The 24,185-nt window shown below is 71.1% G+C and carries 18 protein-coding genes; 10 read left to right on the forward strand and 8 right to left on the reverse strand.

Annotated elements, in window-relative coordinates; genetic code table 11:
* Positions 1-90 precede the first annotated feature (90 nt).
* From murJ to FB384_RS08250, 3 genes are all read right to left on the reverse strand, one after another.
* The gene (gene murJ, locus FB384_RS08240) at positions 91-1,956 is read right to left on the reverse strand and encodes a murein biosynthesis integral membrane protein MurJ (RefSeq protein WP_183781034.1); all 1,866 of its coding nucleotides are present in this window, start codon (positions 1,954-1,956) and stop codon (positions 91-93) included.
* Positions 1,957-3,140: 1,184 nt separating this feature from the next.
* The gene (locus tag FB384_RS08245; protein WP_183781037.1) at positions 3,141-5,339 is read right to left on the reverse strand and encodes a DUF6049 family protein; all 2,199 of its coding nucleotides are present in this window, start codon (positions 5,337-5,339) and stop codon (positions 3,141-3,143) included.
* Positions 5,340-5,398: 59 nt separating this feature from the next.
* Positions 5,399-5,890, reverse strand: coding sequence for an NUDIX hydrolase (locus tag FB384_RS08250; RefSeq protein WP_183781040.1), 492 nt, complete (start codon positions 5,888-5,890; stop codon positions 5,399-5,401).
* Positions 5,891-6,048: 158 nt separating this feature from the next.
* On the opposite strand from FB384_RS08250, the gene FB384_RS08255 reads away from it, so the two are divergent.
* Positions 6,049-7,488 carry a CCA tRNA nucleotidyltransferase gene (locus FB384_RS08255; protein ID WP_183785162.1) on the forward strand — a complete coding sequence of 480 codons (1,440 nt, stop codon included), beginning with the start codon at positions 6,049-6,051 and terminating at the stop codon, positions 7,486-7,488.
* A gap of 106 nt (positions 7,489-7,594) precedes the next feature.
* On the opposite strand, the gene FB384_RS08260 is transcribed toward FB384_RS08255, so the two are convergent.
* On the reverse strand, positions 7,595-9,502 hold the full coding sequence (locus FB384_RS08260) for a TNT domain-containing protein (protein ID WP_183781042.1): 1,908 nt from the start codon (positions 9,500-9,502) through the stop codon (positions 7,595-7,597).
* 326 nt (positions 9,503-9,828) lie between these two features.
* Here FB384_RS08260 and FB384_RS08265 point away from each other — a divergent pair, with 326 nt between their 5' ends.
* Complete coding sequence (locus tag FB384_RS08265) at positions 9,829-10,410, forward strand: YqgE/AlgH family protein (RefSeq protein WP_183781045.1); 582 nt, start codon at positions 9,829-9,831, stop codon at positions 10,408-10,410.
* A 185-nt stretch (positions 10,411-10,595) separates the two neighbouring features.
* On the opposite strand, the gene FB384_RS08270 is transcribed toward FB384_RS08265, so the two are convergent.
* Positions 10,596-11,330 carry a MerR family transcriptional regulator gene (locus tag FB384_RS08270; RefSeq protein ID WP_183781048.1) on the reverse strand — a complete coding sequence of 245 codons (735 nt, stop codon included), beginning with the start codon at positions 11,328-11,330 and terminating at the stop codon, positions 10,596-10,598.
* 26 nt (positions 11,331-11,356) lie between these two features.
* Here FB384_RS08270 and FB384_RS08275 point away from each other — a divergent pair, with 26 nt between their 5' ends.
* The 4 genes from FB384_RS08275 (at position 11,357) to FB384_RS08290 (ending at position 14,320) form a co-directional block, all read left to right on the forward strand.
* Positions 11,357-11,824 (forward strand): DUF6194 family protein, encoded by a 468-nt coding sequence (locus FB384_RS08275; RefSeq protein WP_221212672.1) that lies wholly within the window; start codon positions 11,357-11,359, stop codon positions 11,822-11,824.
* Between the two features lie 91 nt (positions 11,825-11,915).
* Positions 11,916-12,383, forward strand: coding sequence for a PNPOx family protein (locus tag FB384_RS08280; protein ID WP_183781051.1), 468 nt, complete (start codon positions 11,916-11,918; stop codon positions 12,381-12,383).
* 70 nt (positions 12,384-12,453) lie between these two features.
* Positions 12,454-12,948: a MarR family winged helix-turn-helix transcriptional regulator gene (locus FB384_RS08285; RefSeq protein ID WP_456319891.1), complete on the forward strand. Its 495-nt coding sequence runs from the start codon at positions 12,454-12,456 to the stop codon at positions 12,946-12,948.
* A 148-nt stretch (positions 12,949-13,096) separates the two neighbouring features.
* Entirely contained in the window at positions 13,097-14,320 is a 1,224-nt protein-coding gene (locus tag FB384_RS08290; protein WP_183781054.1) for an MFS transporter, read from the forward strand.
* Between the two features lie 150 nt (positions 14,321-14,470).
* Here FB384_RS08290 and FB384_RS08295 read toward each other — a convergent pair whose 3' ends face one another.
* Complete coding sequence (locus tag FB384_RS08295; RefSeq protein WP_183785168.1) at positions 14,471-14,899, reverse strand: SdpI family protein; 429 nt, start codon at positions 14,897-14,899, stop codon at positions 14,471-14,473.
* Between the two features lie 379 nt (positions 14,900-15,278).
* On the opposite strand from FB384_RS08295, the gene leuS reads away from it, so the two are divergent.
* Both leuS and FB384_RS08305 read left to right on the forward strand, forming a co-directional pair.
* The gene (gene leuS / locus FB384_RS08300; protein WP_183781057.1) at positions 15,279-18,131 is read left to right on the forward strand and encodes a leucine--tRNA ligase; all 2,853 of its coding nucleotides are present in this window, start codon (positions 15,279-15,281) and stop codon (positions 18,129-18,131) included.
* Positions 18,132-18,386: 255 nt separating this feature from the next.
* The gene (locus FB384_RS08305) at positions 18,387-19,355 is read left to right on the forward strand and encodes a hypothetical protein (RefSeq protein ID WP_183781060.1); all 969 of its coding nucleotides are present in this window, start codon (positions 18,387-18,389) and stop codon (positions 19,353-19,355) included.
* Positions 19,356-19,449: 94 nt separating this feature from the next.
* On the opposite strand, the gene FB384_RS08310 is transcribed toward FB384_RS08305, so the two are convergent.
* Complete coding sequence (locus tag FB384_RS08310; RefSeq protein ID WP_183781063.1) at positions 19,450-20,355, reverse strand: TetR/AcrR family transcriptional regulator; 906 nt, start codon at positions 20,353-20,355, stop codon at positions 19,450-19,452.
* 355 nt (positions 20,356-20,710) lie between these two features.
* Between FB384_RS08310 and FB384_RS08315 the strand changes: the two genes are divergently transcribed.
* On the forward strand, positions 20,711-21,658 hold the full coding sequence (locus FB384_RS08315) for a ribokinase (RefSeq protein ID WP_323985167.1): 948 nt from the start codon (positions 20,711-20,713) through the stop codon (positions 21,656-21,658).
* A gap of 31 nt (positions 21,659-21,689) precedes the next feature.
* A complete protein-coding gene (ptsP, locus tag FB384_RS08320; protein WP_183781069.1) occupies positions 21,690-23,318 on the forward strand; it encodes a phosphoenolpyruvate--protein phosphotransferase in 1,629 nt (542 codons plus the stop codon).
* 66 nt (positions 23,319-23,384) lie between these two features.
* Here ptsP and FB384_RS08325 read toward each other — a convergent pair whose 3' ends face one another.
* Positions 23,385-24,008: a DUF1707 SHOCT-like domain-containing protein gene (locus FB384_RS08325; RefSeq protein ID WP_183785170.1), complete on the reverse strand. Its 624-nt coding sequence runs from the start codon at positions 24,006-24,008 to the stop codon at positions 23,385-23,387.
* Between the last annotated feature and the right edge of the window lie 177 nt (positions 24,009-24,185).

Here is a 24,185-nt window from a genome sequence, read left to right on the forward strand (position 1 = left end):
CGGCCTGACCCCCTAAATTCGGCTCTCGCTCCCTGCTGTCTCTAAGAGAGGGTACGTGAACACGCAGTGCAAGGGCGGTGTCTTCCGTTGTTAGCCACGGCCCAGCAACCGGGTGACTCTCCTGGTCACCGGTGCGAGCTCATCCACCTTGAGTGCCATCAGTACCCCGAACGAGACACCCATTCCGACGATGCCCTGCAGGATCAGCGTCACCCAGGCGCCGCCGATGATCCCGAGGAAGTCCGGAACGAGCATGCCTGCCGCCGCCGCGGCGGCGGCACCGAGCACGCTGGCGACGACCGTGAACAGGATGACGCCAACCACTCGCTTGCTGCGCAGGTTGCCCAGTTTCACCCACAGCCAGACCTGTCCCAGGACCGCGCCGACGACGAACACGAGCGAGTTGACCATCATCACGCCCAGCACGACGTGGGTCGGTGAAAGCAGTGCCTGCGCCAGATACAGCAGCGGGATCTTCACCACCGTCATCACGACCATGATCAGCGTCGGCGTACGTGAGTCCTTCATGGCGTAGAACACGCGCATCTGCAACATCACGAGCGCGTACGGCAACAGGCCGAACGCCGACACCGCAAGCGCTTGCCCCAGCCGTTCGGCGTCTTCCACCGAGCCCTTGCCCAGCGCGAACAGGGCGACACCGATCGACGTGCCCGCAACGGCCATCACCGCGGACACGGGTAGCAGCATCAGGGTGGTCAGCCGCGACCCGTACGAGAGGTCGCCGACGAGCCTGCGGTGGTCGCCGTCGGCCGCTGCCCTGCTCATCTTCGGCATCAGCGCGGTCAGCAGCGACACGCCGATGACGCCGTAGGGCAGCTGGAACAGCAGCCACGCGTTCGAGTAGATCGACGCGCCACCGGCCGCGCCCGCCGTGAGCACGCGCGTGTTGATGACCATGCCGATCTGGCTGACGACGACGTACCCGAGGATCCACGCCGCGAGCCCGCCGAACTCCTTCAGCCGCTCGTCGAGGCCGAAGTTCCACTTGAACCGGAACCCCGCCCTGCGCAGCGCCGGAACGAGGAACAGCGCCTGCGCGGTCATGGCCGTCAGCACGCCGAGGCCCAGCACGAGCACCTGCGGGTCGGTCATGGTCGTCGGCACGATCGTCGGATCGCCCGGGACCAGCGCGAACGCGATGATCGTGACGATGATGACCAGGTTGTTGACCACCGGAGCCCACTGGGCAGGCCCGAAGATCTGCTTGGCGTTGAGTACCGCCGAGAGCACCGCGAACAGGCCGTAGAACAACAGGCCCGGCAGCAGCAGGTACGCGAACCACGTCGCCAACTGCGGATTCGCATCACCCGAGTCGTCCATCAGCAGCGACGTCAGCCACGGCGCGGCCGCGGTCGAGGCGATCGTGCCGATGCCGAGGATCGTGATCGCCATCGTGATCAGGCGCTGCGTGTACGACTCGCCGCCGTCCGGGTCGTCCTGCGACCGCACGAGCAGCGGCACGACGACACTGGTCAGCACGCCGCCGAGCAGCAGCTCGTTGATGATCAGCGGCATCGTGTTGGCGACCGTGAACGAGTCGTACAGCACGCCCAAGGTGGCCACCCACGCCAGCAGCACCTTCCACAGGAAACCCGTGATGCGGCTGGTCATGGTCGCGATGGCCATCCGCCCCGTGGCCTTGGCCAGTGACTGCTTCTTCGCAGCGGGCTGCGGCTCGGCCTCGGGTTCGGCGCGCTCGTCGACGCCGACCGCGGGAAGCCGTTCGCCGATCTCCGTGTGCCGGGGGCCGTCGAGGATCCGCGGCATCATCTGTGTCGCGAGCTCGTCGTACGGCCCCTGCACGTCCGGGTCTATCCCCGGCCAGCGCGCCGAGCGCGGCGGGATGTAGACCGTCGCGTCCGGTTCGGGCGGCAGCGGTGGCGGTGTCGGGCGGGCCTGCGGTCCGCGTGGCGGCTGTCCCTCCGGTGCAGGCATGGCGCGGGTGCGGTCCTGCGGTGGGCCGTCGTGGGAACCGCCGTGTGGTGGGCGTGGGGGTTCGCCGGGAACGCCCGCACCGTCGGGCCGGTCCGCAGGCGGACCGCCCTGCCACGGGCGCACCGGACCGCGCCGCGCGGCCTCGGGAGGCCTGCCACGGCGTGGCGGCTTGCGGCGCGGGTCGGGCGGCAGCTGCTCGTCAGGCGGCGGCCACCGGTCCGCAGCCGGTGGCGGCGGAGCCGCGGACCCTTGCGGCGGCCTGCCGGGGGGTGGCTCGGGCGGCCGGTCCTGCGGTGGACGGTCCTGCGGTGGGCTGTCCTGCGGTGGACGCTGATCCGCCGGCGGCGGCGCAGGGCGGGTGCGCCGCGTGCGGTCCGGCGGCGGTGCCTGCCTGCCCTGCGGCGGCCCGGATTGACCGGGCGGCGGGGCGCCGGGGCCCTGCGCGTTCGGGCCGCCGGGGTGGCCGCGACGCGGCGGCTCCTGGCCCGCCCGCGGATCGACGGGTGGCCTGCCGGGTGGCGGGCCCTGCGGCCGCTGCTGCGGCCCGGCTCCCTGCGGAGGAGGTGGCGCGCCGCGACGGGGAGGCCGTTCGGCATCCGGGGGTGGCGGCACACGCCGGTCGCCGGCCTCTGGGGCGCGGCGACCGTTCCGTTGTGGCTCGTGCGGCCCGGCGGGTGGCGCGGCGGGCGGACCCGGCGGCGGTGTCGCTCGGGAGCCCGGATCCGCACGCGGAGGGCGGGGCTCGCGCGGGTCGCCGTCGGGGCGCTGCCCGGGGTGGTGTTCCCGGCGGTCGCGATCCCGGTTGAGGGGTTCGGGAGGCTCGGAGCCGCGGGGGTCATGGCCGCGAGGGTCTCGGCGGCGCGCGTCGGGATCGTCGGGGTCGACGGCGCGCGGATCCTGCGCAGGCGGCTCCGCGGAGTCACCCGGCCACTGCATGGCGTCATCCCCCTCGGATGCTGCTGGCCCCCCTGGCCTCGCCGGTCCTCCCGGCCTGCCCCCGGGTTCGGGTGGCCGGCCCGGCTGTCTGTCCAACGCGTGCCCCATCAACTCGGCGTCAAGCTCGGTTCAGGGTAATGCGCACGGCCGTAAAACTCAGGTCCCGTGGGGACCGTTTCGGATGGGCGTGCGTAGCGGTGCGTGACCGGTCACGGCTGCGCACGTGAGGCCGCCGCCGTTCGGCCTCGCTACGAGGTGGGTTCGCCGTCGCCCGTGTGCCTGATCCTGCGGATGATCCGCCTGCCCGACAGCAGCACGAGCGCCACGCCGGCCACGATCGTGATGACGAGCGTCACGGTCGAGAGTTCCGTGGAGCTGAGTTCGAGCTCGGCGGGCTCGCCGAGGTTCGCACCGCCGGGCGTGGTGAGCGACACGGTGATCTTGAACCGCCCCGACCGGAGGGTCTCGGCCGGCACCTGCGGGCTGAAGGTGCTGTTGGCCGACAGCGTCTGCACCGGGATGTGCGCAGGCCGCAGCCCCGCGATGTTCTCCAGCTGCAGCCGCACGCGGATCTGCACCGGCAGGTCGTTGCTCACACTCACGGGCAACGGGGCGGACTCGGACCCGCGCAGCACCGGCTGAGCCAGCGTCGCGACGGTGACGTGTCCGGTGAGGTCGTCGAGCTGGGCCTCGGCGCTGCGGGCCGCCGCCATCGCCGTCGCGGGACGGGCGCTCCACGCCGACGACGTCGCGCGGATGACGGCGTTGTGCAGGGGCCTCAGCAGCTCGGCCGGCGGAACCTGCCGCGCCGGGTCGACCCGCATCGCGCGGTTCAGCTCGGCGGTGGTGGCTTCGGTGCCCGACAGCGAGTTGAGCAGATCCGCGTCGAGCGCGGCTGCGGCGGAGCCGTCACCCGGTTCCCTGGCCGGTGCCGCGCCCTGCGGCGGAGTGGCCAGTACCTCGTCGAGCGGCGTCGGGGTCAGCATGTTCGCTTGCTGCAGCTGGGCGTAGGCGTCGAGGAAGGCGGTCAGCTCACCGGTCGTCGCGTTGATCCGCCGTGGCGGCGCGATCACCAACGGTCCGCCGGTCTGCTCGCCGAGTCCGCCACGCAGCGCCAGCGCCGCGATGCCGTTCTGGGTGGCGACCTCGGTGTCGTTCACCGCGGTCAGCCGGTTGCCGCGTGCCTTGCGGCCGGTCAGTGCCGCCGACACGAGCGGGTCGTACGTCAGTGTCCTCGCCTGCCCGGCGGTCGACACGCGGCCAATGGCGTCGGCGCTCGTCGATGCCGCCGGCGGGACGAGGAACGTTCGCGCGCCCGCCGCGGTGGCCGCCGACATCGCGTCCTTGTCGAGCGCGTGCGCTGGCCACACCACACCCTGCCGCGGCTGCACCCCCGTGCGCTGCAGGATCGACGGTCCACCGCCGACGGCCATGCTCGTCAGGTCGGTCTCGGAGTCGACCTCGGCGAGCGTGCCCAGGTCCGCGTCGGCGTACGGCAACTGGATGACGCAGTGCGACGCCACGAGTGAGCGCAGCTTGTCCAGCCAGTTGCGTGCGTCCTGCGCGCCCTGTCCTTCGACGTGCCCGTCGGTGGTGCGCACGCGGTAGCCGTCGGTCATCGCCTCGACGGTGTCGAGCAGCTCCGGGTCGATCGCGAAGCACATCGACCCGAACAGGGCCGAGTTCTCCTGCTTGGCCAGCGCGGATTCGACCAGCGCGTCGAGCCGGCCGCCCGGCGCGAGCGCGGTGGCGAGACCGTCGTCGGCGAGCATGATCGTGTCGTCGTGCGGCTGGGACACCACTCGCGGCCGGGTCGCCGTGATAGGCCACAGCAGCGTGGTCCGCGCGGGCGCGGCCTCGCTCGGCGGGTCGATCACCGGCATCAGCAGGTTCATCGAAGCGAGCCGTGCGGGTCCGCCGTAAGCGGGGGTGCCGTTGACGTTGACCAGCAGCGGGTAGATGCCGGGAGTCGCCAGCGGAAGGTCGGCCGCAGGGACGTCGAACCGCACCGGTGCCGACTCCCCCGGCGCGAGCGCGTCGGTCAGCGTCACCCATTCCGTCGTCCCTGCGTCAGCGGGCGGCGGCTCGCTGACGGCCTGCTGGAACGCCGACGTCGTCGGGACCGTCTGGCCGACCTGCAGGCGCGCCACCACGTCGGAGATGTCGCGGTCGCCGGTGTTCGTGACCGTGCCCGTGACCTGCACGCGCGTCCGGTCCGCCTCCCCCGCGGTGAGGATGCGCGGGGAGAACGTGTCGATGTCGAGCTCGAGCAGGTCGGGAGCGCTGAGGCGCTGCTCAGGGCTCGGCTGGGCCTGTGCCGGCTGCAGGTGGGCGGCCCGGTCGGCGGCGCCGAGCGCCGTCGTCGCCGCTGCGGTCGCGGCGGGAGCGGACAGCCCCTGCGTGAGGAGGAAGGCCAACGCCAGCGCGAACGCGCTGAACCTCTTCACTGCTCGCCGCCTCCGTGCCTGTCCGTGCCTGCCCGCGTGCTTGCCGGCGTGCGTGTCCGCTACCCGAACAACTCTCGCGCCTTGCGCACGAGCTTGCGCTCATCGGTGTAGGCGAGCCGTGAATCCAGTTCGTCGAGCGGGACCCAGGCCACTTCGGTGACCTCCACGTCGTCGTCGGACAGCTCGCCGCCGTGTGCCTCGAGGAGGAAATGATGCACCGTCTTGTGAATCCGCCTGCGCTCGGCCACGAACCAGTAGTCGATCGAACCCAGTGGGCGGATCACCCGTGCGACGATCCCGGTCTCCTCCCGAACCTCGCGTACGGCCGTGTCCTCGACGGTCTCACCGTCCTCGATATGGCCTTTCGGCAGGGACCACAGTAGGCGGCCGTGCCGGTTCAGCCTGCCGATGAGCGCGGCGTGCGTGCGTGCAGGATCGACCACGAGACCACCGGCGGAGGTCTCGTCGACAGTCGTCATGCGCCGCCCTCGACGGCGCCGCGGCCGGCGCCGTGGTGTGGCATCACCGGAGCGACCGGCCGATCCAGGCATGCTGCGATGCTAGATCACATCGCGCCGCCGGTAGGCTGGCTTGCTGTGTCCGTGTTGAACCGAAACACCCGCCGGCCCGCGGGTGCCGCAGACGTCGCGGAGGTCGCGAAGGCGTGAACCAGGCCGCCGTGAACACCACCGAATCCCAGCTGCGAGCGATGAAGGACGCCCAGCGCAACGCCGTCGCGGAGTTGCTGCGCGTGTCCCCCGTCGCCGACGAGCTGGCTGCGCGGTTCGCCGACGCGGGCCACCGGCTGTACCTGGTCGGGGGGAGCGTCCGGGACGCACTGCTGGGCCGACTGTCGTCGGACCTCGACTTCACCACCGACGCGCGGCCGGAGGCGATCCAGCGGCTCGTGTCCGGCTGGGCCGACGCCGTGTGGGACACCGGCATCGAGTTCGGCACCGTCGGAGCGGCCAGGGGTGGCGTACAGCTGGAGATCACCACGTTCCGCGCCGACGTCTACGACCGCGTGAGCCGCAACCCCGAGGTGTCGTTCGGCGACACGATCGAGGGTGACCTGGTGCGCCGCGACTTCACGGCGAACGCGATGGCGATCGAACTGTCGACGAAGACGTTGGTCGACCCGCACGGCGGCATGACGGCGCTGGCATCCGGCCTGCTCGACACGCCCGCGACGCCCGAGGAGTCGTTCGCCGACGACCCGTTGCGGATGCTGCGCGCGGCACGGTTCGTGGCGCAGTTGGACTTCACGCCTGCCGACCGGGTGGTCGCGGCGATGCGGGACATGGCCGGTGAGCTCGAGCGCATCACGGCCGAGCGGGTGCAGGCGGAGCTGTCGAAGCTGCTGCTCGGGAAGGCGCCGCGGCGCGGGCTCGAGCTGATGGTCGAGACGGGGCTGGCCGACGTCGTGCTGCCCGAGGTGCCCGGCATGCGCCTGGCGATGGACGAGCACCACCAGCACAAGGACGTCTACCAGCACTCGCTGACGGTGCTGGAGCAGGCGGTCGACCTGGAGACCTCCCACGAACCGGCGTCGGAGCCGGACCTGGTGCTGCGGATGGCCGCGCTGCTGCACGACATCGGCAAGCCGGACACGCGCAGGTTCGAGTCCGGTGGCGGGGTGAGCTTCCACCACCACGAGGTCGTGGGTGCCAAGATGGCGCGCAAGCGTTTGCGCGCATTGCGGTACTCCAAGGAGATCGTGCAGGACGTGTCGCAGCTCGTGTACCTGCACCTGCGGTTCCACGGCTACGGCAAGGGCGAGTGGACCGACGCGGCCGTGCGGCGCTACGTCAACGACGCGGGCCACCTGCTGACGCGCCTGCACAAGCTCGTGCGCGCCGACTGCACGACCCGCAACCGTCGGAAGGCCGCCGCGCTGCAGCGCACGTACGACGACCTCGAGGCCCGGATCGCGCGGATCGCCGAGGAGGAGGACCTCAAACGGGTGCGCCCCGACCTCGACGGCAACGAGATCATCCGCGTCCTCGGCGTGGAACCCGGACCGATCGTCGGCAAGGCGTGGAAGCACCTCAAGGAAGTGCGCCTCGATCGCGGCCCGCTCGACCACGACGAGGCCGTCGCCGAACTCCGCCGCTGGGCCACCGAGCAGGGCATCGACCCCGCCGACTAGCGGGAGGCCGATTCCCGGTCGGCAACCCTTCACCCGCCCGGCGGGTGCCCTTCGGGGCATCGCCGGGAGGGTGTGGGTGTGGGTGTGAACGGGCCGTTCGTGACGGCTACACGCGCTCCAGCGCGCCGGACTCGACATGGGCGCCGATGGGACGCGGCAACAGGTACCCGACCGCTCCGCCGGGCAGCGGCCCCCACGGGGCCGTCACGCCCGTCAGCACGTGCACCGGCCGCTTGACGACGAACGTCCGCAGGTCACCTTCGCGTTCGGTCGGCAGCGACGTCTCCGGGAACGGCGTCCGGTCCGGGTGCAGCAGGTTGCCCTGCTCGCCTCCGAACCGCCGCAGCCGCATCCCCACGGGCAACGTGACCATGCGCTTGTTGCGGAAGAACGGCAACGGCGGTTCCCCGCGCAGCGGCTGGATCGGCCAATCCGTCGGGTGCTCCTGTTCGGCCGACGTGCCGCCGCCCATGCGCCCCGGCAGCAGCAACAACGATCCGAGCAGTGCCTCCGCGGCGTCGTGCACCCGCGGGAAGTAGCGCGGTTCGACCGGGGCACCGTCGGCGTAGCGCGCGACCTCCCAGCCGTTGGCCGTGCGGTGCAGACACCACACGTCGTCGGCGGTCGCCCCGATCCGGTACGCCGATTCACCGATGCCGTACTCGGCGAGCCGCATCCGCAGCGCCGACAGCACCTCCGACGCGCGCAGCCGCCGCGGTTCCACGCCGCGCTGGACCTTGGTGAGGGTGCTCGGTTCCGCGACGTCCTCGGGTGCACGCGGTGGCCGGGGTTTGCCCAGCAGGTCGGCCTCGGCCGTCACGCGCACCGATCGGTTCGCGTACGGCACGTTGTACTGCTGCGCCCTGATCGCGTCGAGCAGGTCCGACTCCGGCGGCACACCGTATTTGCGCAGGTAGTGCGGCACAGCGGCCGGCCAGATCCAGGTGCCGTCCGTGTGGAACGCATCCGGCACGTCGTGCGGCGCGCCCTGCGGGGCGAACACGTCCCGTAGCCCGCCCTGCCTGGCCAGCACCACCGGCGCGCGGAACAGGTACCCGAGCACGCGCGGGATCTCCTCCTGCGGCAGCGGCGGCCGGTTGACGACCGGCTGCTCGCCCTCGCCGCCGCTGTCGAGCACCCGCGCGTGCCGGAACTCGACGTCGAGCGGCTTGCCCGCCTTGCCGGCGAGCCACGGCGGCGGCTCCTTGCGCGGGAAGTACTCCAGTTCGGCATCGTAGGTGCGTGCGGTACGTCTGCCCGCGGGCGGTAGCTGCCACTGCGGCTCGGCCACCGTGTCGAAGTCGAAATCGAAGTTGCGCTGCGGGTCGAGTGCGTACGTGCCCTGGAACCAGGTGCCGTCCTCCGGTGTGTACATCGCCGACCGCAGCTGCGACATCAGCTGGCCGAGCTGCGGCGGAGCCGACAGCGACACCGCGGTGTCCTCTCCCGCGTCGGCCTTGACCTCGAGCTCCGAGTAGTCGCCCACCTGCCGGAACTGTGCCGCCACCCGCTGCCAGCCGGACGGCAGGAACCCCAGCAGCGTCCTCCCGATGGCCTTGAGCAGCGCCTGCACGTCACCCGTGCCCGGTTCGCTCCGCGGGGTGTGGGCGGCGGCGAAGTCGTGCCGCTCCTGCCACAGCGCGGTGATCGTGTCGGGGTCCTTCACCCTGGTGGTGAGGTCGACGAGGCCGAGATCGCGGGCACGCTGTTCGTCGGTGCCGGTCCAGCGGAGGATCAGCTCACCGTCGTCGGACGCGGGCTCGACGAGGTACGGCTCGTCGTCGTGGAGACAGTAGGTGTGGAGGGCGAACGTCGCGGGCGCCTCCTCCGCGGGGACGACCTTGCCGCGCGTGCCGTGGGCCTCGGTGTCGAACTCCTCGGGCGCGTCCTCGCCGGGCAACGGTGTCAGCAGCACACTGGAATCGGTCGTCGAACGTTGCGCGCGGAACATCTGCCCGTTCCACAGCGCGTACAACGCGTCCGGCCGCTCTGCCACTTCGACTCGGTGTCGCACGCGTTCCTCTCCCCCTCGCTTCGGTCCCCACCCGCGGTTCACGCGGGCTTTACTGTATCCACCCTCGCCGGACTCGCCCGCTCGGCCGCGGAGCGTGCCCCCCCCGACGCCCGGCCGCGCTCCAGCGGGTCGTGACCCGGCCCGGGACTCGCCCCCAGCGTGGCCCCGGACGGCCGTCGCGCGGCCCGCCTCACCTTAACGGGTTACCGATCACGGCGAGCCGGGATCCGCTCACTTACAGCAAGTTTCACGTCAGGTCCAGAGGGACGTTGGCGATACCGCAAACAGCCCCTCCGTTCCCTTCGCCCACCCACGTGGGTGGGATCATGTCCGGCGTGCAAGCGGACTCCGAGGTGGAACCGGGAACACTGCTGGTCGCCGCCCCCACGATGTTCGACGAGAACTTCCGGCGGACGGTCGTGTTCGTCATCGATCATCGTGACGAGGGAACGCTCGGGGTGGTGCTCAACCGGCCGAGCGAAGTGCCGGTGGGTGAGGTTCTGCCGGGCTGGGGTTCGCACGTCGTCGAGCCGGAATCGGTGTTCGTCGGTGGCCCGGTGGAGAAGAAGACGGCGTTGTGCCTGGCCGCGTTGCGCACCGGCGAGGACGCCTCCGAACTGGAAGGTCTGATCGCGGTTCGCGGTCCCGTGGCGCTGGTCGACCTCGACGCCGACCCCGACGAGCTCGTCGCCAAGGTTCGCGGCATGCGCGTGTTCGCCGGGTACGCGGGCTGGGACGCGGGACAGCTCGCCGCGGAGATCAACCGCGGCGATTGGCTGATCGTGCCCGCCCTGCCGGGAGACGTGCTGGCCACGCCCCACCGCGACCTGTGGGCACACGTCCTGCGCAGGCAGGGCCTGCCGACCGCACTGCTCGCCACTCACCCGGGCGACCTGCAACTCAACTGACCGACGCGCGTGTCCTGCGCCCAGCACCGCGTGTCCTGCATTCAGCACCGTGTGTTCTGCGCCCAGACCCGCGTGTTCTGCTCCGGCCCGTCGCCCGACCACCACCCCTCGACGATCCGCTGGGCGCGGCTGCGTCCTCCCGCGTGTTCTGCGTCCGCGACGGCTCCGGCCGGCCCGTCGGCATGTCATCCCCGTTCCGCGTCGCCGAGCAGCGCCGCGATGTCGGCGCCCGCCGCGACCAGGGCGACCATGCGGTGGGCGAGGTCGGTCAATCTGCCCTGGAGTGCCTCGACGGTCGCGTCGACGTCGCCGAGCTCGCGGACGGTCTCGAGGGTGCCGCGCACCGCGGGGATGCCGTAGCCAGCCGCGCGCAACGCGGCCGTGATGCGCGCCTCGCGAATGGCGCCCTGCGGGTATCGCCGCGCCCCGTACGACGTGACCCGCTCCGGCAGCACCAGCCCTTCGCGTTCCCAGAACCGCAACGTCGAGGTGCGCACCCCGAGTGCCTCCGCCAGCTCGCCGATGGACATGGCGTCGGCCGACGTCTCCGCCGTGTACGAGTCGGTCTCGGAGCGGATCGTCCGGAGCGCCGCCACTGCGTCGAGCGCCTGCGTGCGCAGGCGGGTCAGGTCGACGTGGAGTGCGCTGACGACGGCGGCCGCCTGGTCGAGCGGCAGGGTGCGGACCTCTCGCAGGGTGCGGCGTGCGACGACGGGGCCGATTGCGGCGGCCAGCCCTCGGTAAGCACGTAGCGCGACGACGTGTCGTGGGGTGAATCGCCGGTAGTTGTTCGGGGCCCTCGTGGCGGGCGGGATGACGCCGAGACGTTCGAGGTCGCGCACCTGCTGTGGGCTGTACCCGGACGCCGAGGCTAGGGAAGCCGTGGTCAGCGAGCGGTCGCCGGTCGTCGAACCCTCCATAAGCACTTCAATAACAGACTTGAGTCATGACCATCGACGACATTCTCGGAGTGGCCCGGTCCCTTTCCGGTTCGCTGGTGCTCTCGCCGGAGCCGGGCAGTGCGTATCCGGAGCTCGCGTGGGGCGATCACTTCTTCTACTACTCGCCGGACGGGCAGGTTCCGCAGCGGATACAGCCCTACGCCACGATCGTCACGAAGAACTATCCCGGCGACGAGGAGTCCCGGCTCGACGCCGACGGCCGGTGGCGGATCAATGTGCAGGTCACCCGTGAGCGCTTCGCCCAGCTCGTCGGACGGCCTGCGGCCGCTGTGGACTTCGCGAACGTCGACCTCGCGGCGACCGACACGGTGCTGCCGCATCCGGTGTATGCGCGCGCCGGCCTGGTGGCCGTCGTCAACCCGGGGGAACGGACGCACGGGCTCGTCGCCGACCTGGTGCGCGAGGCCCATCGCCGGGTCATGGCGCGGGCGAACCGGGGTGGGCCGACGTAATCCTGTGTGCCGCGATTCGGATCCCGCGCAGGCCCGGTTCGGGGTTGTCGAGCGTCGTGCAGCGGTAGTGGCCTCACCGTACGGTTGGGGGATGCGCCGCCTGCTGATCTCCGTGCTCGTCGCCGTGGCCGCCGCGCTGGGCGCGTTCGTCGTCGCGATGCGTCGGAAGTCGCCCGCCGTCCAGGACCGGGTCCGTCAGTTCAGCAAGCACGTCATGACCCCGGCCGTACTGCCGACCGCCGGCACCGCCGGGCGGGGCAACGGCGTGGTGCACCACCGGGGACGCACGAGCGGCCGCGAGTACGCGACGCCGGTGACCCCGGTGCCGATCAGCGGCGGCTTCCTGATCGCGTTGCCGTACACCTCGCGGGTCGACTGGGCTCGCAACATTCTCGCCGCCGGCGAGGCCACGATCGTTCACGACGGTGCGAGCCACCGGGTGGTCGATCCGGCGGTGATGCCCTACGGCGACGTGGCCGATCTGCTGCCGCCATCCGCCCGGATCGGGGCGAAGGTCTTTTCGATGGAGGAGTTCCTGCGGGTTCGCACGGCCGGGTAGCCGGCTGCGGACGGCCAGTTGGGCCGTGCCAATGTGACAGTGCTTATATAAGCCCTGTTACAGTCTTCGGGTGAGTGACGAAACCCCTGGTCAAGGCGATCCGACCGACGTCGGCTTCTGGCGACCCCTGCGAAGGCTGCAGGACGCGATGGACGGCGAGATCGCGCGGCTGTACGCCGAACGCGGCGTGGACGTCCGGCCGAGACACACGATGCCGCTGATCCGCCTCGGCAGGCGCGGACCGATGACCATTCGCAAGCTCGCCGAAGCCACCGAGGTCACGCATTCGGCGATGAGCCAGACGGTCGCCTCCCTCCGCGGCGACGGCCTGGTCGTCACGCGTCCCGGCGACGACGCGCGCACCCGCGTCGTCGAACTCACCGACGCAGGCCGCGAGCTGCTGCCGTTCCTCGAAGCCGAGTGGCGCGCCACCGAGGAGGCCGTCGCCGAGCTCGACGCCGAACTGCCGTACTCCTTCGGTCGCGTCGTCGAGGACATGGCCGCCGCGCTCGAACGGAGGTCGTTCCGCGATCGCATCGCAGCCCGGCTTCCGGACTCGCCGTGAGCGTGCCGGGGCCGCGCGCCCCTCGGCACGACCCCGAACGCCACCGCGCCGCGCATCACCCCGCCGAACACCCCGGATCCGAACACCGCCGCCCTGAACACCGCCGCCCTGAACCCGGCTGCGCGGAACTTCCCTGCGGGATCGGGTCGTGAGCCTGCGTCGCGCGCTCGTCGACGTGCGGCCGCTCCGAACCAGCGCGGACTTCCGCAGGCTGTGGATCAGCACCTCGGCGTCGATGTTCGGGCAGCAGGTCGCTGTGGTGGCGGTGCTCGCGCAGGCGTGGGCGCTGACGGGCAGTTCGTTCGCGGTCGGCGCCGTCGGGTTGGCGCAGGCGGTCGGCATGGTGGTGTGTGGACTGGTCGGTGGCACGCTGGCCGACGCCGTCGATCGGCGGCGGCTCGTGCTGTGGACCACGGTCGGCCAGACGGTCGCGGCGGCGTCGCTCGCGGCGCAAGCGTTTGCGGAGCTGCGGTCGTTCGTGCTGCTGCTGGTTCTGGTCGGGGTGCAGGGAGCGCTGGCCGGTCTCGGGGCGCCCGCGCGGCGGACGCTGGCGGTGAACCTCCTGCCGTCCGGGCAGCTCGGCGCCGGGCTGGCGTTGTCGAGCCTGAGCTTCCAGGTGGCGCTGCTGGTGGGGCCCGCACTTGGCGGAGTGGTCACGGCGGCGTGGGACCCGGCCGGTGCGTACGCGCTCGACGCGGCGTTCCTGCTGGTGGCCGCCTGCGGCCTGGGCGGGTTGCCCTCGATACGGCCGGAGGGCGGGGACCGTCCCGGGCTGCGTTCCATCGCGGCGGGGCTGCGGTTCGTGGTGGTCAACCCGGTGCTCGGCGGGTCGTTCCTGACGGACGTGCTGGCGACTGTGGTCGCCATGCCGGTGGCGCTGTTCCCGGCGATCGCCGCGCAGCGGTTCGACGGCGATCCGCGGCTGATCGGCTGGTTCCTGTCGGCGATCGCCGTGGGCGGGCTGCTGGCGGGCCTGGCATCGGGCGTGTTCGCCCGGGCCCGGCGACTCGGGGCGGTGCAGCTCGCAGGGTCGCTGGGATGGGGCGTCGCCCTGACGGGGTTCGGGCTGGCGGAACCGCTGTGGGTCGCGCTCGGCTGCTTGGCGGTCGCGGGCGCATGCGACGTGATGGCGGTGGTGTCGCGCGGCGCGACCACGCAGCTGGCGACGCCGGATTCGTATCGCGGACGGGTGAGCAGCGTGGAATTCGTCCTCGGCGCGGCGGGCCCGGATGTGGGCAACTTCCGCGCGGGCAGTGTCGCCGGGATGACGTCGGCGCCGTTCGCGGCGGTGTCGGGCGGCCTGCTCTGCGTGGTGGGCCTGTGCGTGCTGACGCTCACCGACCGCCCGCTGCGAACCTTCGAACGGCCGTGACGTCGCAGTGCTCAAAGCTTCCCAGGGCACGCCCTCCCGCCTCGGCCCATCCGAGGCGGACGCAACGGCCCAATGGGCATGCGACTACTGGGCACGTTCGACACGAACGTGTGGGCGCCCCAAAGGTGCCCTTGGGGCATCGAAACCCGGCTACTGCGCCTCGTCGGCTTGCGCGGCTGCAAGAGCGCCGCAGCCGCCTCCGCCGCACGCGCAGCCGCCGCAGCCCGCGGGTTCGGGCGCCGGCTCGGGCACGGCCTGCGCCGCCCGGTTCCCGAGCGCTCCACCGCCCGCGACCAGCGCGAACATGCCGACGAGGCCGATCGCCGCGGCGATCACCGTTCCCCAGATGCTCGGCATCACGAAACCGGCCACGCCTGCCAGCACGCCGACGGCGCCCGCCGCGATGGTCGGCAGCCCCGCAACGCGGTTCGCAACCCGGAACGCCTCGTCACTGCGCAGTGTCGCCCGCGTGCGCACGCCTGCCCCGCGGTCACGAGGCAGCTTCTCGCGCAGGCCGAGGACACCGCCCCAGCCGACGAGGACGCCGAGGACTGCGGGAATCAACGAGGCGACGATCACGACGATCACGACCCCGAGAATACGCAGCGGACCGGATCGTCATGTCGACACCCGAACCGGCTGTGCGCAGCGTCATGCCGTGCGGAAACGGCCGCGGTGATGCTCGGTGCGCGGGGTCACGGCGGCGGCACCCGGTGTGATCGCACCGCCGGTTGCGGCCCCGGACCAGTACGCCTACGTAAACCGGGTGACATCGGGAGTTACCATGGCACCGTGAATTCGGCGAGCCTGCTCCTTAGCCGGCCGCGCTGACCCGCGACCAGCGGTCGGCGCGGCGAACCCCTCATGCCTCCAGGCTGGGGGGTCGATTGCTTTTCAGGGCGTTAGACCAGATGCCACAGGCGGGCAGGCCACGAGTGCGGAAGGGTTCCGGCGAGAGATGACAGACGGCAGCGATACGACCCCGGCGCAGCGGTACAACGCGGCGTTGGCGGGGCAGATCGAGCGGCGCTGGCAGGACTACTGGTCCGATCACGGCACCTACCACGCCCCCAATCCGGCCGGCCCGCTCTCGGACGAGTCCGCGCCGATGCCGTCCGACAAGCTGTTCGTGCAGGACATGTTCCCGTATCCGTCGGGTTCGGGCTTGCACGTCGGCCACCCGCTGGGCTTCATCAGCACCGACGTGTTCGCGCGGTACAACCGCATGATCGGCCGGAACGTGCTGCACACGATGGGTTTCGACTCGTTCGGCCTGCCCGCGGAGCAGTACGCGGTGCAGACCGGTACGCACCCGCGCACCACGACCGAGCGCAACATCGAGCGGTACCTGGACCAGATTCGCCGCCTGGGCTTCGGCCACGACGAGCGCCGCCGCATCGCGACCACGGACATCGAGTTCTACAAGTGGACGCAGTGGATCTTCCTGCAGATCTTCAACTCGTACTACGACGACCGCGAGAACAAGGCGCGGCCGGTAGCGGAGCTGGAGAAGCAGTTCGCGGCCGGTGAGCGCGAGACGCCGGACGGCCGCGCCTGGTCGGAGCTGTCGGCCGCCGAGCAGCGGAAGGTCATCGACGAGTACCGGCTGGTGTACATCTCCGAGGCGCCCGTCAACTGGGCGCCCGGCCTGGGCACGGTCGTCGCGAACGAGGAGGTCACCGCCGAGGGGCTGACCGAGCGCGGCAACTTCCCCGTGTTCCGCAAGCCGCTGCGGCAGTGGATGATGCGGATCACCGCGTACGCCGACCGCCTGGTCGACGACCTGGATCTGCTGGACTGGCCCGAGAAGGTCAAGTCCATGCAGCGCAACTGGATCGGCCGCTCGCGCGGTGCGAACGTCCGATTCCCGGTGGGCGACGACACCATCGAGGTGTTCACCACGCGCCCGGACACGCTGTTCGGGTCGACGTACATGGTGCTGGCGCCCGAACACCCGCTGGTCGACAAGCTGACCGCCGACGCCTGGCCCGAGGGCGCGAAGGAGGCTTGGACGGGCGGCGCGGCGACACCGGCCGAGGCCGTCGAGGCGTACCGCAAGGAGACCGCGCGCAAGTCCGACCTGGACCGCCAGGAGACCAGGGACAAGACCGGCGTGTTCACCGGCTCGTACGCGACGAACCCGGCCAACGGCGAGTCCATCCCGGTGTTCATCGCCGACTACGTGCTGATGGGGTACGGCACGGGCGCCGTCATGGCGGTGCCGGCGCACGACGAGCGCGACTTCGAGTTCGCGACCAAGTTCGAGCTGCCGATCCTGCGCACCGTCGAGGCGCCGGAGGGGCACCCGGCCGACGAGGCCTACACCGGTGACGGCACCGCCATCAACTCCACCAACGAGGACATCAGCCTGAACGGCCTCGGCGTCGACGACGCCAAGAAGACCATCATCGGCTGGCTGGAGGAGAAGGGCCACGGCGAGGGCACCGCGGCGTACAAGCTGCGCGACTGGCTGTTCGCGCGGCAGCGGTACTGGGGCGAGCCGTTCCCCATCGTCTACGACGAGCACGGCACGCCGATCCCGCTGCCCGAGGACCAGTTGCCGGTCGTGCTGCCGGACGTCGACGAGTACTCGCCGAAGACGTTCGACCCGGACGACGCCGACTCGGAGCCCGAGCCGCCGCTGGCGAAGGCCACCGACTGGGTCGAGGTCACGCTGGACCTGGGCGACGGGCCGAAGAAGTACCGCCGCGACACCAACGTGATGCCGCAATGGGCCGGTTCGTGCTGGTACCAGTTGCGCTACGTCGACCCGACGAACGAGGAGCAGTTCGTCGACCCGGAGAACGAGCGGTACTGGATGGGTCCGCGTGCCGCCGAGCACGGCGTGAACGACCCGGGCGGGCTGGACCTGTACGTCGGCGGTGTCGAGCACGCGGTGCTGCACCTGCTGTACTCGCGGTTCTGGCACAAGGTGCTGCACGACCTGGGCTTCCTCTCGTCGTCCGAGCCGTACCGGAAGCTGTTCAACCAGGGCTACATCCAGGCCTACGCCTACACCGACTCCCGTGGCGTGTACGTACCCGCCGAGGAGGTGACCGAGTCCGACGGGAAGTTCTTCCACAACGGCGAAGAGGTCACCCAGGAATACGGGAAGATGGGCAAGAGCCTGAAGAACTCGGTCGCTCCCGACGAGATGGCCGACACCTTCGGGGCCGACACGTTCCGCTTCTACGAGATGTCCATGGGGCCGCTGGCCGATTCGAAGCCGTGGGCGACGAAGGACGTCGTCGGCGCGCACCGCTTCCTGCAGCGACTGTGGCGCCTTGTGGTCGACGAGAACAGCGGTGACCTGCGCGTTTCCGACGACGAGCTGTCGGAGACGGATCTGAAGCTGCTGAACAAGACCATCGCGAACGTGCGCGAGGACTACGCCGAGCTGCGGTTCAACACGGCGGGCGCGAAGCTGATCGAGCTGAACAACCACGTCACGAAGACGTACGGTTCCGCAGGGGCCACGCCGCGCGCGCTGGCCGAGCCGATGGTGCTGATGCTGGCGCCGTTGTGCCCGCACATGGCCGAGGAGCTGTGGCACCGGTTGGGCCACCCGGACACGCTGGTGCACGGCCCGTTCCCGGTGGCGGACGAGAAGTACCTGGTCGACGACACGGTCGAATACCCGATCCAGGTCAACGGCAAGGTGCGTTCGCGGATCACGGTCGCGGCCGACGCAAGCTCCGACGACGTGCAGGCGGCGGCGCTGGCCGACGAGAAGATCGCGGCGGCGCTGGACGGCGGCGAGCCGAAGAAGGTCATCGTCGTACCGCGCAAGCTGGTCAACGTCGTCGTCTGAGGAAGTGCGGAAAGCCCCCAGGGGCACTTTGGTTGCACTCAATGCAACCAAAGTGCCCCTGGGGGCGGCGGTCCGAATCGCCGACGGGCCGGTCGTGTCGAACCGTGGACGCGAGTTGTCCACATCGCGCCGGTTGTCCACAGGGATGACGATCAGTGGTTCCGTCGTCCCCCGGCGGTCCGCACGATCGGACGGATGAGACGAGGGCGATGGGCTGACAACCCCGAGACGTTAAGGCTGCACAGCAGACTGGGCGTGACGCGCGCGGCAACGCTGCAGGAACTGACCGTCGACAAGAGCACGGTTTATCGCCGCTGCCTTCCCGGTGGGCCGTGGCAGCGTCTCCTGCCTGGCATCATTCTGCTCGAGAACTCCCCACCGACCCTCGACCAACAGTTGACAGCCGCGTTGCTGTACGGCGGTCCGGGCGCGCTGATCACGGGTGTTCACGCATGTCGACGGCAGGGTTTGCGCCTGAACAAGTTCGGCACAACGGCACGCGATCCCGAGAAGATCCACATCCTGATCCCGCACACGCATCGTGTCGAAAGTTCTGGTTTCGTACTGGTCGAGCGGACCCGACGCATGCCGAGAAGTACGTACATCGACGATGTTCCTGTGGCTACGGTCCGGCGGGCGGCGCTGGACGCCGCACGCCGGCTTCGGGCTGATGAACCGGTCGCGAATCTGCTGTTCGAAGCGATGCAGCGCGGACATTGCACGCCCGACGACCTTCGGGTGGAGCTCGACATCGGTGGGCAACGCGGCACGGCGATTCCCCGACGGATCCTCAGCGAGATCACACACCTGCGATCCGTCGCGGAACTGGATGCGAAGCGGCTCACCGCAGCGATGTCTCGTCCGCCGACCCACTGGAACGTCAAGCTGTTCTCCCCTGATGGGCGGTATATCGCCACTCCTGACGCCTGGTGGGACGACGTCGGACTGGCGTGGGAAATCGACTCGGCCGAGTTCCACTACTCACGGGACGCGTACGACCGGACCGTGAAACGCAACTCCCGGTACGGCCAGGTGAGCGTTCCGGTCGTGCAGACGTTGCCTTCGGAACTGCGAGGCAACCCGAGCACCGTGCGCAGTGAGCTCGAAGCCGCCTACCGTGCCGCTTCCGAACTCGGTCGCCCACGGGTGCGGATCGTCGGACTCGACAGCGCGTCAGCATCGCGGGGGTCGACGTCCAGTGGGCCGGAGTTCCCCGCTGCATGACGTGACGGCCCGCTGGGGCGGCTTCGCGAGGGGAGGATTCGTCGCGTTCAATGCAACCAAGGTGCCCTCGGGGGCACGGGCACCTTGGGGGCGCTCAGGTCACGGTGGTGTCGAGGCCGATCTCCCTGGCCAGGTCTGCCAGCAGGGCGTCGAACAGCGCATCGGGCTTCGCCAGCGGGATCGGATAGTTCCCGAACACCTCGAGGGTGACGTGGCCGTACAGCCGCGCCCAGAACTGCATCATCAGGTACGTCGTACCCACGGTGAGCCGCTGCGGCGGCACGTCGATTCCGGCCCCGGCCAGCACAGCCAGTAGCGCGTCGCGGTAACCGGCCAGATCGTCGCGCAGCTCGGCGGGCACGACGTCGTCGCTGGGTAGTGCCGCCTCGTCGGCGAGCAGCACGTCGCCCGCGGCGAGGAGGAAGAGCCTGCCGAACGGTTCGGTGAGTTGCTGCAACTTGGCCGTACTGCTCGTCGCCGCGGTCGCACCCGACGCGAACACCAGCGTGAACTCGTTGATGTGCGCCAACGCCCACTGCCGGAACCCGCGGCAGATCGCGAACAACCGCCGCGGTCCGCCGGCCTCGTGCCCGGCGATCTCACCGGCCAGGGCTTCTCCCAGGTCGGCTACGACGTCGGCGCGGAGGTGTTCGAGCAGGTCGTCGCGCGATCCGTAGTACCGGTACAGCGCAGGCGCGGTGATGCCCAGTTCGCGGGCGATCGCGCGCAGCGTCACCGCCTCGGGTCCGTGTTCGACGAGGAGCGTCCGCGCCGTCTGCCGGATGTCGCGATCGGTGGCGGCGCGCTCCCGAGCCCTGCGCCTGCCCGCCTGATCCCGTCCGCCGCGGTGCGGTGCCGCACCGGTTCGGGGTGCGGGGCCCGCCGAGCCGGCCGGGTTGGACGGCTGCGGATCCTGCGCCGGAACCGCGTTCGACTCAGGAACCGCGTTCGACGCAGATACCGGGCCTGAACGGGGAGGTGGGCTCGACGGCCTGTCCATCCGCAAAGTCTATGTTCGCCGCGCCCACCGCGTGCAGTTCATCGGTGAAGTCGGGGCGCCGCCGGCACCGATCACTCGGGGGGCTACGTGACCGATGCCGGCGACCCGACGCCCGACCGGACCGGACGGTCCCGCCGGACAACACACCGCGCGAACGCGGCATGCCTGTGAGAGCCCTTGCAGGCTCCAACCATGACGCCGACGTTCCCGTCTCACTCGAAAGTAGGAACGCCTGTGCTGGGCGGCTCGCCTGATTGTCGCACTGATCGCCGCCGCAGTTACAAAAACTTTCACATCTGCGTCCGCATATCTGCATCTGCAAATGCCCCCACCGGCGGCATGGCAGGGTGTAGGGGTGACCGAAGCTGTTCTCGTCGTCGGCTCGGCGAACGCCGACCTCGTCGTCGCCACGGATCGCCGGCCAGCAGGTGGAGAGACCGTTCTCGGTGGTGACACGCAGATCCTCCCCGGTGGCAAGGGGGCGAACACGGCCGTGGCCGCCGCCCGCCTCGGCGCCGACGTCGCACTGATCGGCGCGGTCGGTGACGATGCCCACGGCAGGCTGCTGCTCGACTCGCTCCGCGGTTCCGGAGTCGGCACCGACCGCGTGCGTGTGGTCGACCGGCCGACCGGGGCCGCGTACATCACCGTGACCCCCGACGGCGAGAACTCGATCCTCGTCTCCCCCGGCGCCAACCACGCGCTCGCCCCGGCCGATGCCGCCGACCCGGCGGGCGCGAAGGTGCTCGTCGCCTCGCTCGAGGTTCCGCTCGACGTCGTGGAGCACGCGATCGCCTGCGCCGCACGGGCCGGCGTCCGCACGGTGCTGAACCTCTCGCCCACGGCGAAGCTGTCCGAGGAGACGTTGCGGCACCTCGACGTCCTCGTGGTGAACGAACACGAGGCCGCCTGGCTACTCGGCACCGACGGCGACGGCAGTGGCGGCAGCGACGGCAGTGGCGGCAGCGACGGCAGTGGCGGCCACGACAGTCACAACAGTGACGCGGCCAGCCTGCTCGACCTCGGTCCGGACGCGGTCGTGATCACGCGCGGACCGGAGGGAGCGCTCGTCGCCACCCGCGGCGAGCAGGCGGATATCGACCACGTGGAGGTGTCATCGCCGCAGGTCACCGCCGTGGACACGACGGGAGCGGGCGACGCCTTCACCGGCGCGCTCGTGACGTGGCTGGCCTCGGGTGCGACAGTTGCCGACGCGGCGCGCCGGGCGGTCGACGTCGCCGCGGTGTCGGTGACCAAGCGCGGCGCCCAGCCCTCGTATCCGCTGCTCGACGAATTAAGCTGAGTTTCCGATCAGGTTTGGGAGGATCAGGCACATGGCCGAGGCGAAGTTGTCCGGCGTGGGCGTCAGCCCCGGCCGCGCGAGCGGCCCGGTCGTACGGGTCACCGACACCATCGAGGAGCCGGCGAGCACGCCGGGACCGGATGATCCGTACGCCGAGTCCGCGCTGATCGGCCCCGCGGCGGAGAAGGTCGCCGCCCGGCTCGAAACGATGGCTTCCGCCGCGACCGGTGACGCCGCCGCGATCCTCACCACCACGGCCGCGATGGCCGCCGACCCGTCGCTGGTCAGTCAGGCCGAACAGCTCGTCACCGCGCAGCGCATCCCTGCGGCCCGCGCCGTCTACGAGGCGGCGGGCCACTTCGCGCAGGCACTGTCCAACGCGGGTGGGTACATGGCCGAACGCGTCCGCGACGTCCACGACGTGCGTGACCGGATCATCGCCGAGGTGCTCGGCATCGCACCGCCCGGCGTTCCGGAGCTGACCACCCCGAGTGTGCTCGTCGCCCGTGACCTGGCCCCCGCGGACACGGCTGGGCTCGACCCGGCGAAGGTGCTCGCGCTCGTCACCGAGGAAGGCGGTCCCACCAGCCACACGGCGATCCTGGCGCGGTCGATCGGCATCCCGGCGATCGTGGCCGTGCGGGGTGCGCTGACGTTCGACGCCGAGGCTTTCGTGGTCGACGGCGACGCGGGCACGGTCGAAGCGGCCGATCCGGCGGCGCCCGTCGTCACGGCCACCGCCGGCGGAGCCGCCGAGTGGAACGGCACGGGTGAGACGTCCGACGGTCACCGCGTGAAGGTGCTGGCCAACGTGGGTGCGCCCACCGATGCGCGTGCCGCCGCCGACGCGGGCGCCGAAGGTGTCGGCCTGTTCCGCACCGAGTTCTGCTACCTCGACGCCGACGACGAACCGGGCGTCGACGGGCAGCGTTCGGCCTACGCCGCGGTCCTCGAACCGTTCCGCGGCAAGCCGGTCATCGTGCGCACGCTCGACGCGGGCGCCGACAAACCGTTGGCGTTCCTCGCACCGGAGGCGGAGCCGAACCCGGCGCTCGGCGTCCGCGGGGTGCGTGTGGCGTTCGACCGGCCCGGCGTGCTGGATCGTCAGCTCGAGGCCATCGCGGGCGCGACGGCCGACTCGGGTGCCGACGTCGCCGTCATGGCCCCGATGGTCGCCACCGCCGACGAGGCGGCGTGGTTCGCGGAGCGGGCGCGCGCGGCCGGGATCGCGCGGGCAGGCGTGATGATCGAGGTGCCCGCCGCGGCGCTGAGCGCCCGCGAGGTGCTGGAAGCCGTGGACTTCGTGTCCGTCGGCACCAACGACCTCGCCCAGTACACCTTCGCCGCCGACCGGCAGCTCGGCGCGGTGGCCACGCTCAACGACCCGTGGCAGCCCGCACTACTGCGGCTCATCGGCATGGTCGGCGACGCGGCCAAGGCGACCGGTAAACCCGCGGGCGTGTGCGGCGAGGCAGCCGCCGACCCGGGACTCGCCCGAGTGTTGGCAGGCCTCGGCGTGACGAGCCTGTCGATGAACGCCGCGTCGGTGCGCGCCGTCGGTGCCGCTCTCGCCGGCGTCACGCTGGCCGAGTGCGAACGTGCCGCCGAGCAGGCGCTGGCTGCGCCGAATGCGCAGGCGGCCCGTACGGCGACGAAGTAGGGCCAGGGGTTCGGCCGCCGCCGACACGTTCGCCGGTGAGCGGCGGTCGTCGGCGGCCGGACGCGGTCAGGCGAGCCAGCTGCGGCGCGGGTACCGCACCGTCATCGAACCGCCGACGACCCGGCCCGTCACCACGATCCGCGGCGTGCCCGCGGCCCGTGTCGAGTCTGTCTTGTCGGTGAGCGTCGACCACTTCAGCTCGTCGATCCCGTTCAGGTCGACCGACGCCTGCTCCGGCACGATCAGGTTGACCGAACCCCACTTCGTGTCGAGTTCGACATGCACGGCGTTGCTGGTGAACTCCGCCGACGAGAAGTCGAGTTTCGTCTCGCCGTACTTGTTGCGCACCAGCATGTCCGTCGGCACCCGCCACCGGCCGCGGCGCACGAGCGTGCTGCCGACGCCCTTGAGTTCGACGCGCCTGCCCGTCGGCCGGTCGATCCACGGGTCGTCGGGCTGCCCACCGGTCCAGGCCGGGCTCGCAGCTCCGGCGGCGGGTACGGCGTCCTCGTGCCGCAATCCGGGCAGGTCGACCAGCACGGAGTTCAGCTCACCCCGCGTGCGCGCCCCGAGCGCCGTGTCGGTGCGCTCCGAGAACTCGTCCAGGTCCAGCATGCCGTGACCGATCGCGCGCTGGAGCAGTTCGACGACGTGCTCGCGCTCGGCGTCGGACACCCGCAGGTTCCGCAGCCGCTCCCGATGGGTCGCACCGGGAGCCGACTCGGACGCCGTGCCCGCAGACCCCGGAGTGTCAGCCGATCCCGGAGTGCCCCCCGACCCCGGAGTGCCCCCCGACCCCGGCGTGCCCGCCGACCCCGCGGCGCCAGCAGACGTTGTGCCGCCAGCAGACGTTGTGGCGCCCGCAGA

Origin of the sequence: Prauserella sediminis (genome assembly GCF_014195435.1) — a bacterium.
GTDB lineage: Bacteria > Actinomycetota > Actinomycetes > Mycobacteriales > Pseudonocardiaceae > Prauserella > Prauserella salsuginis.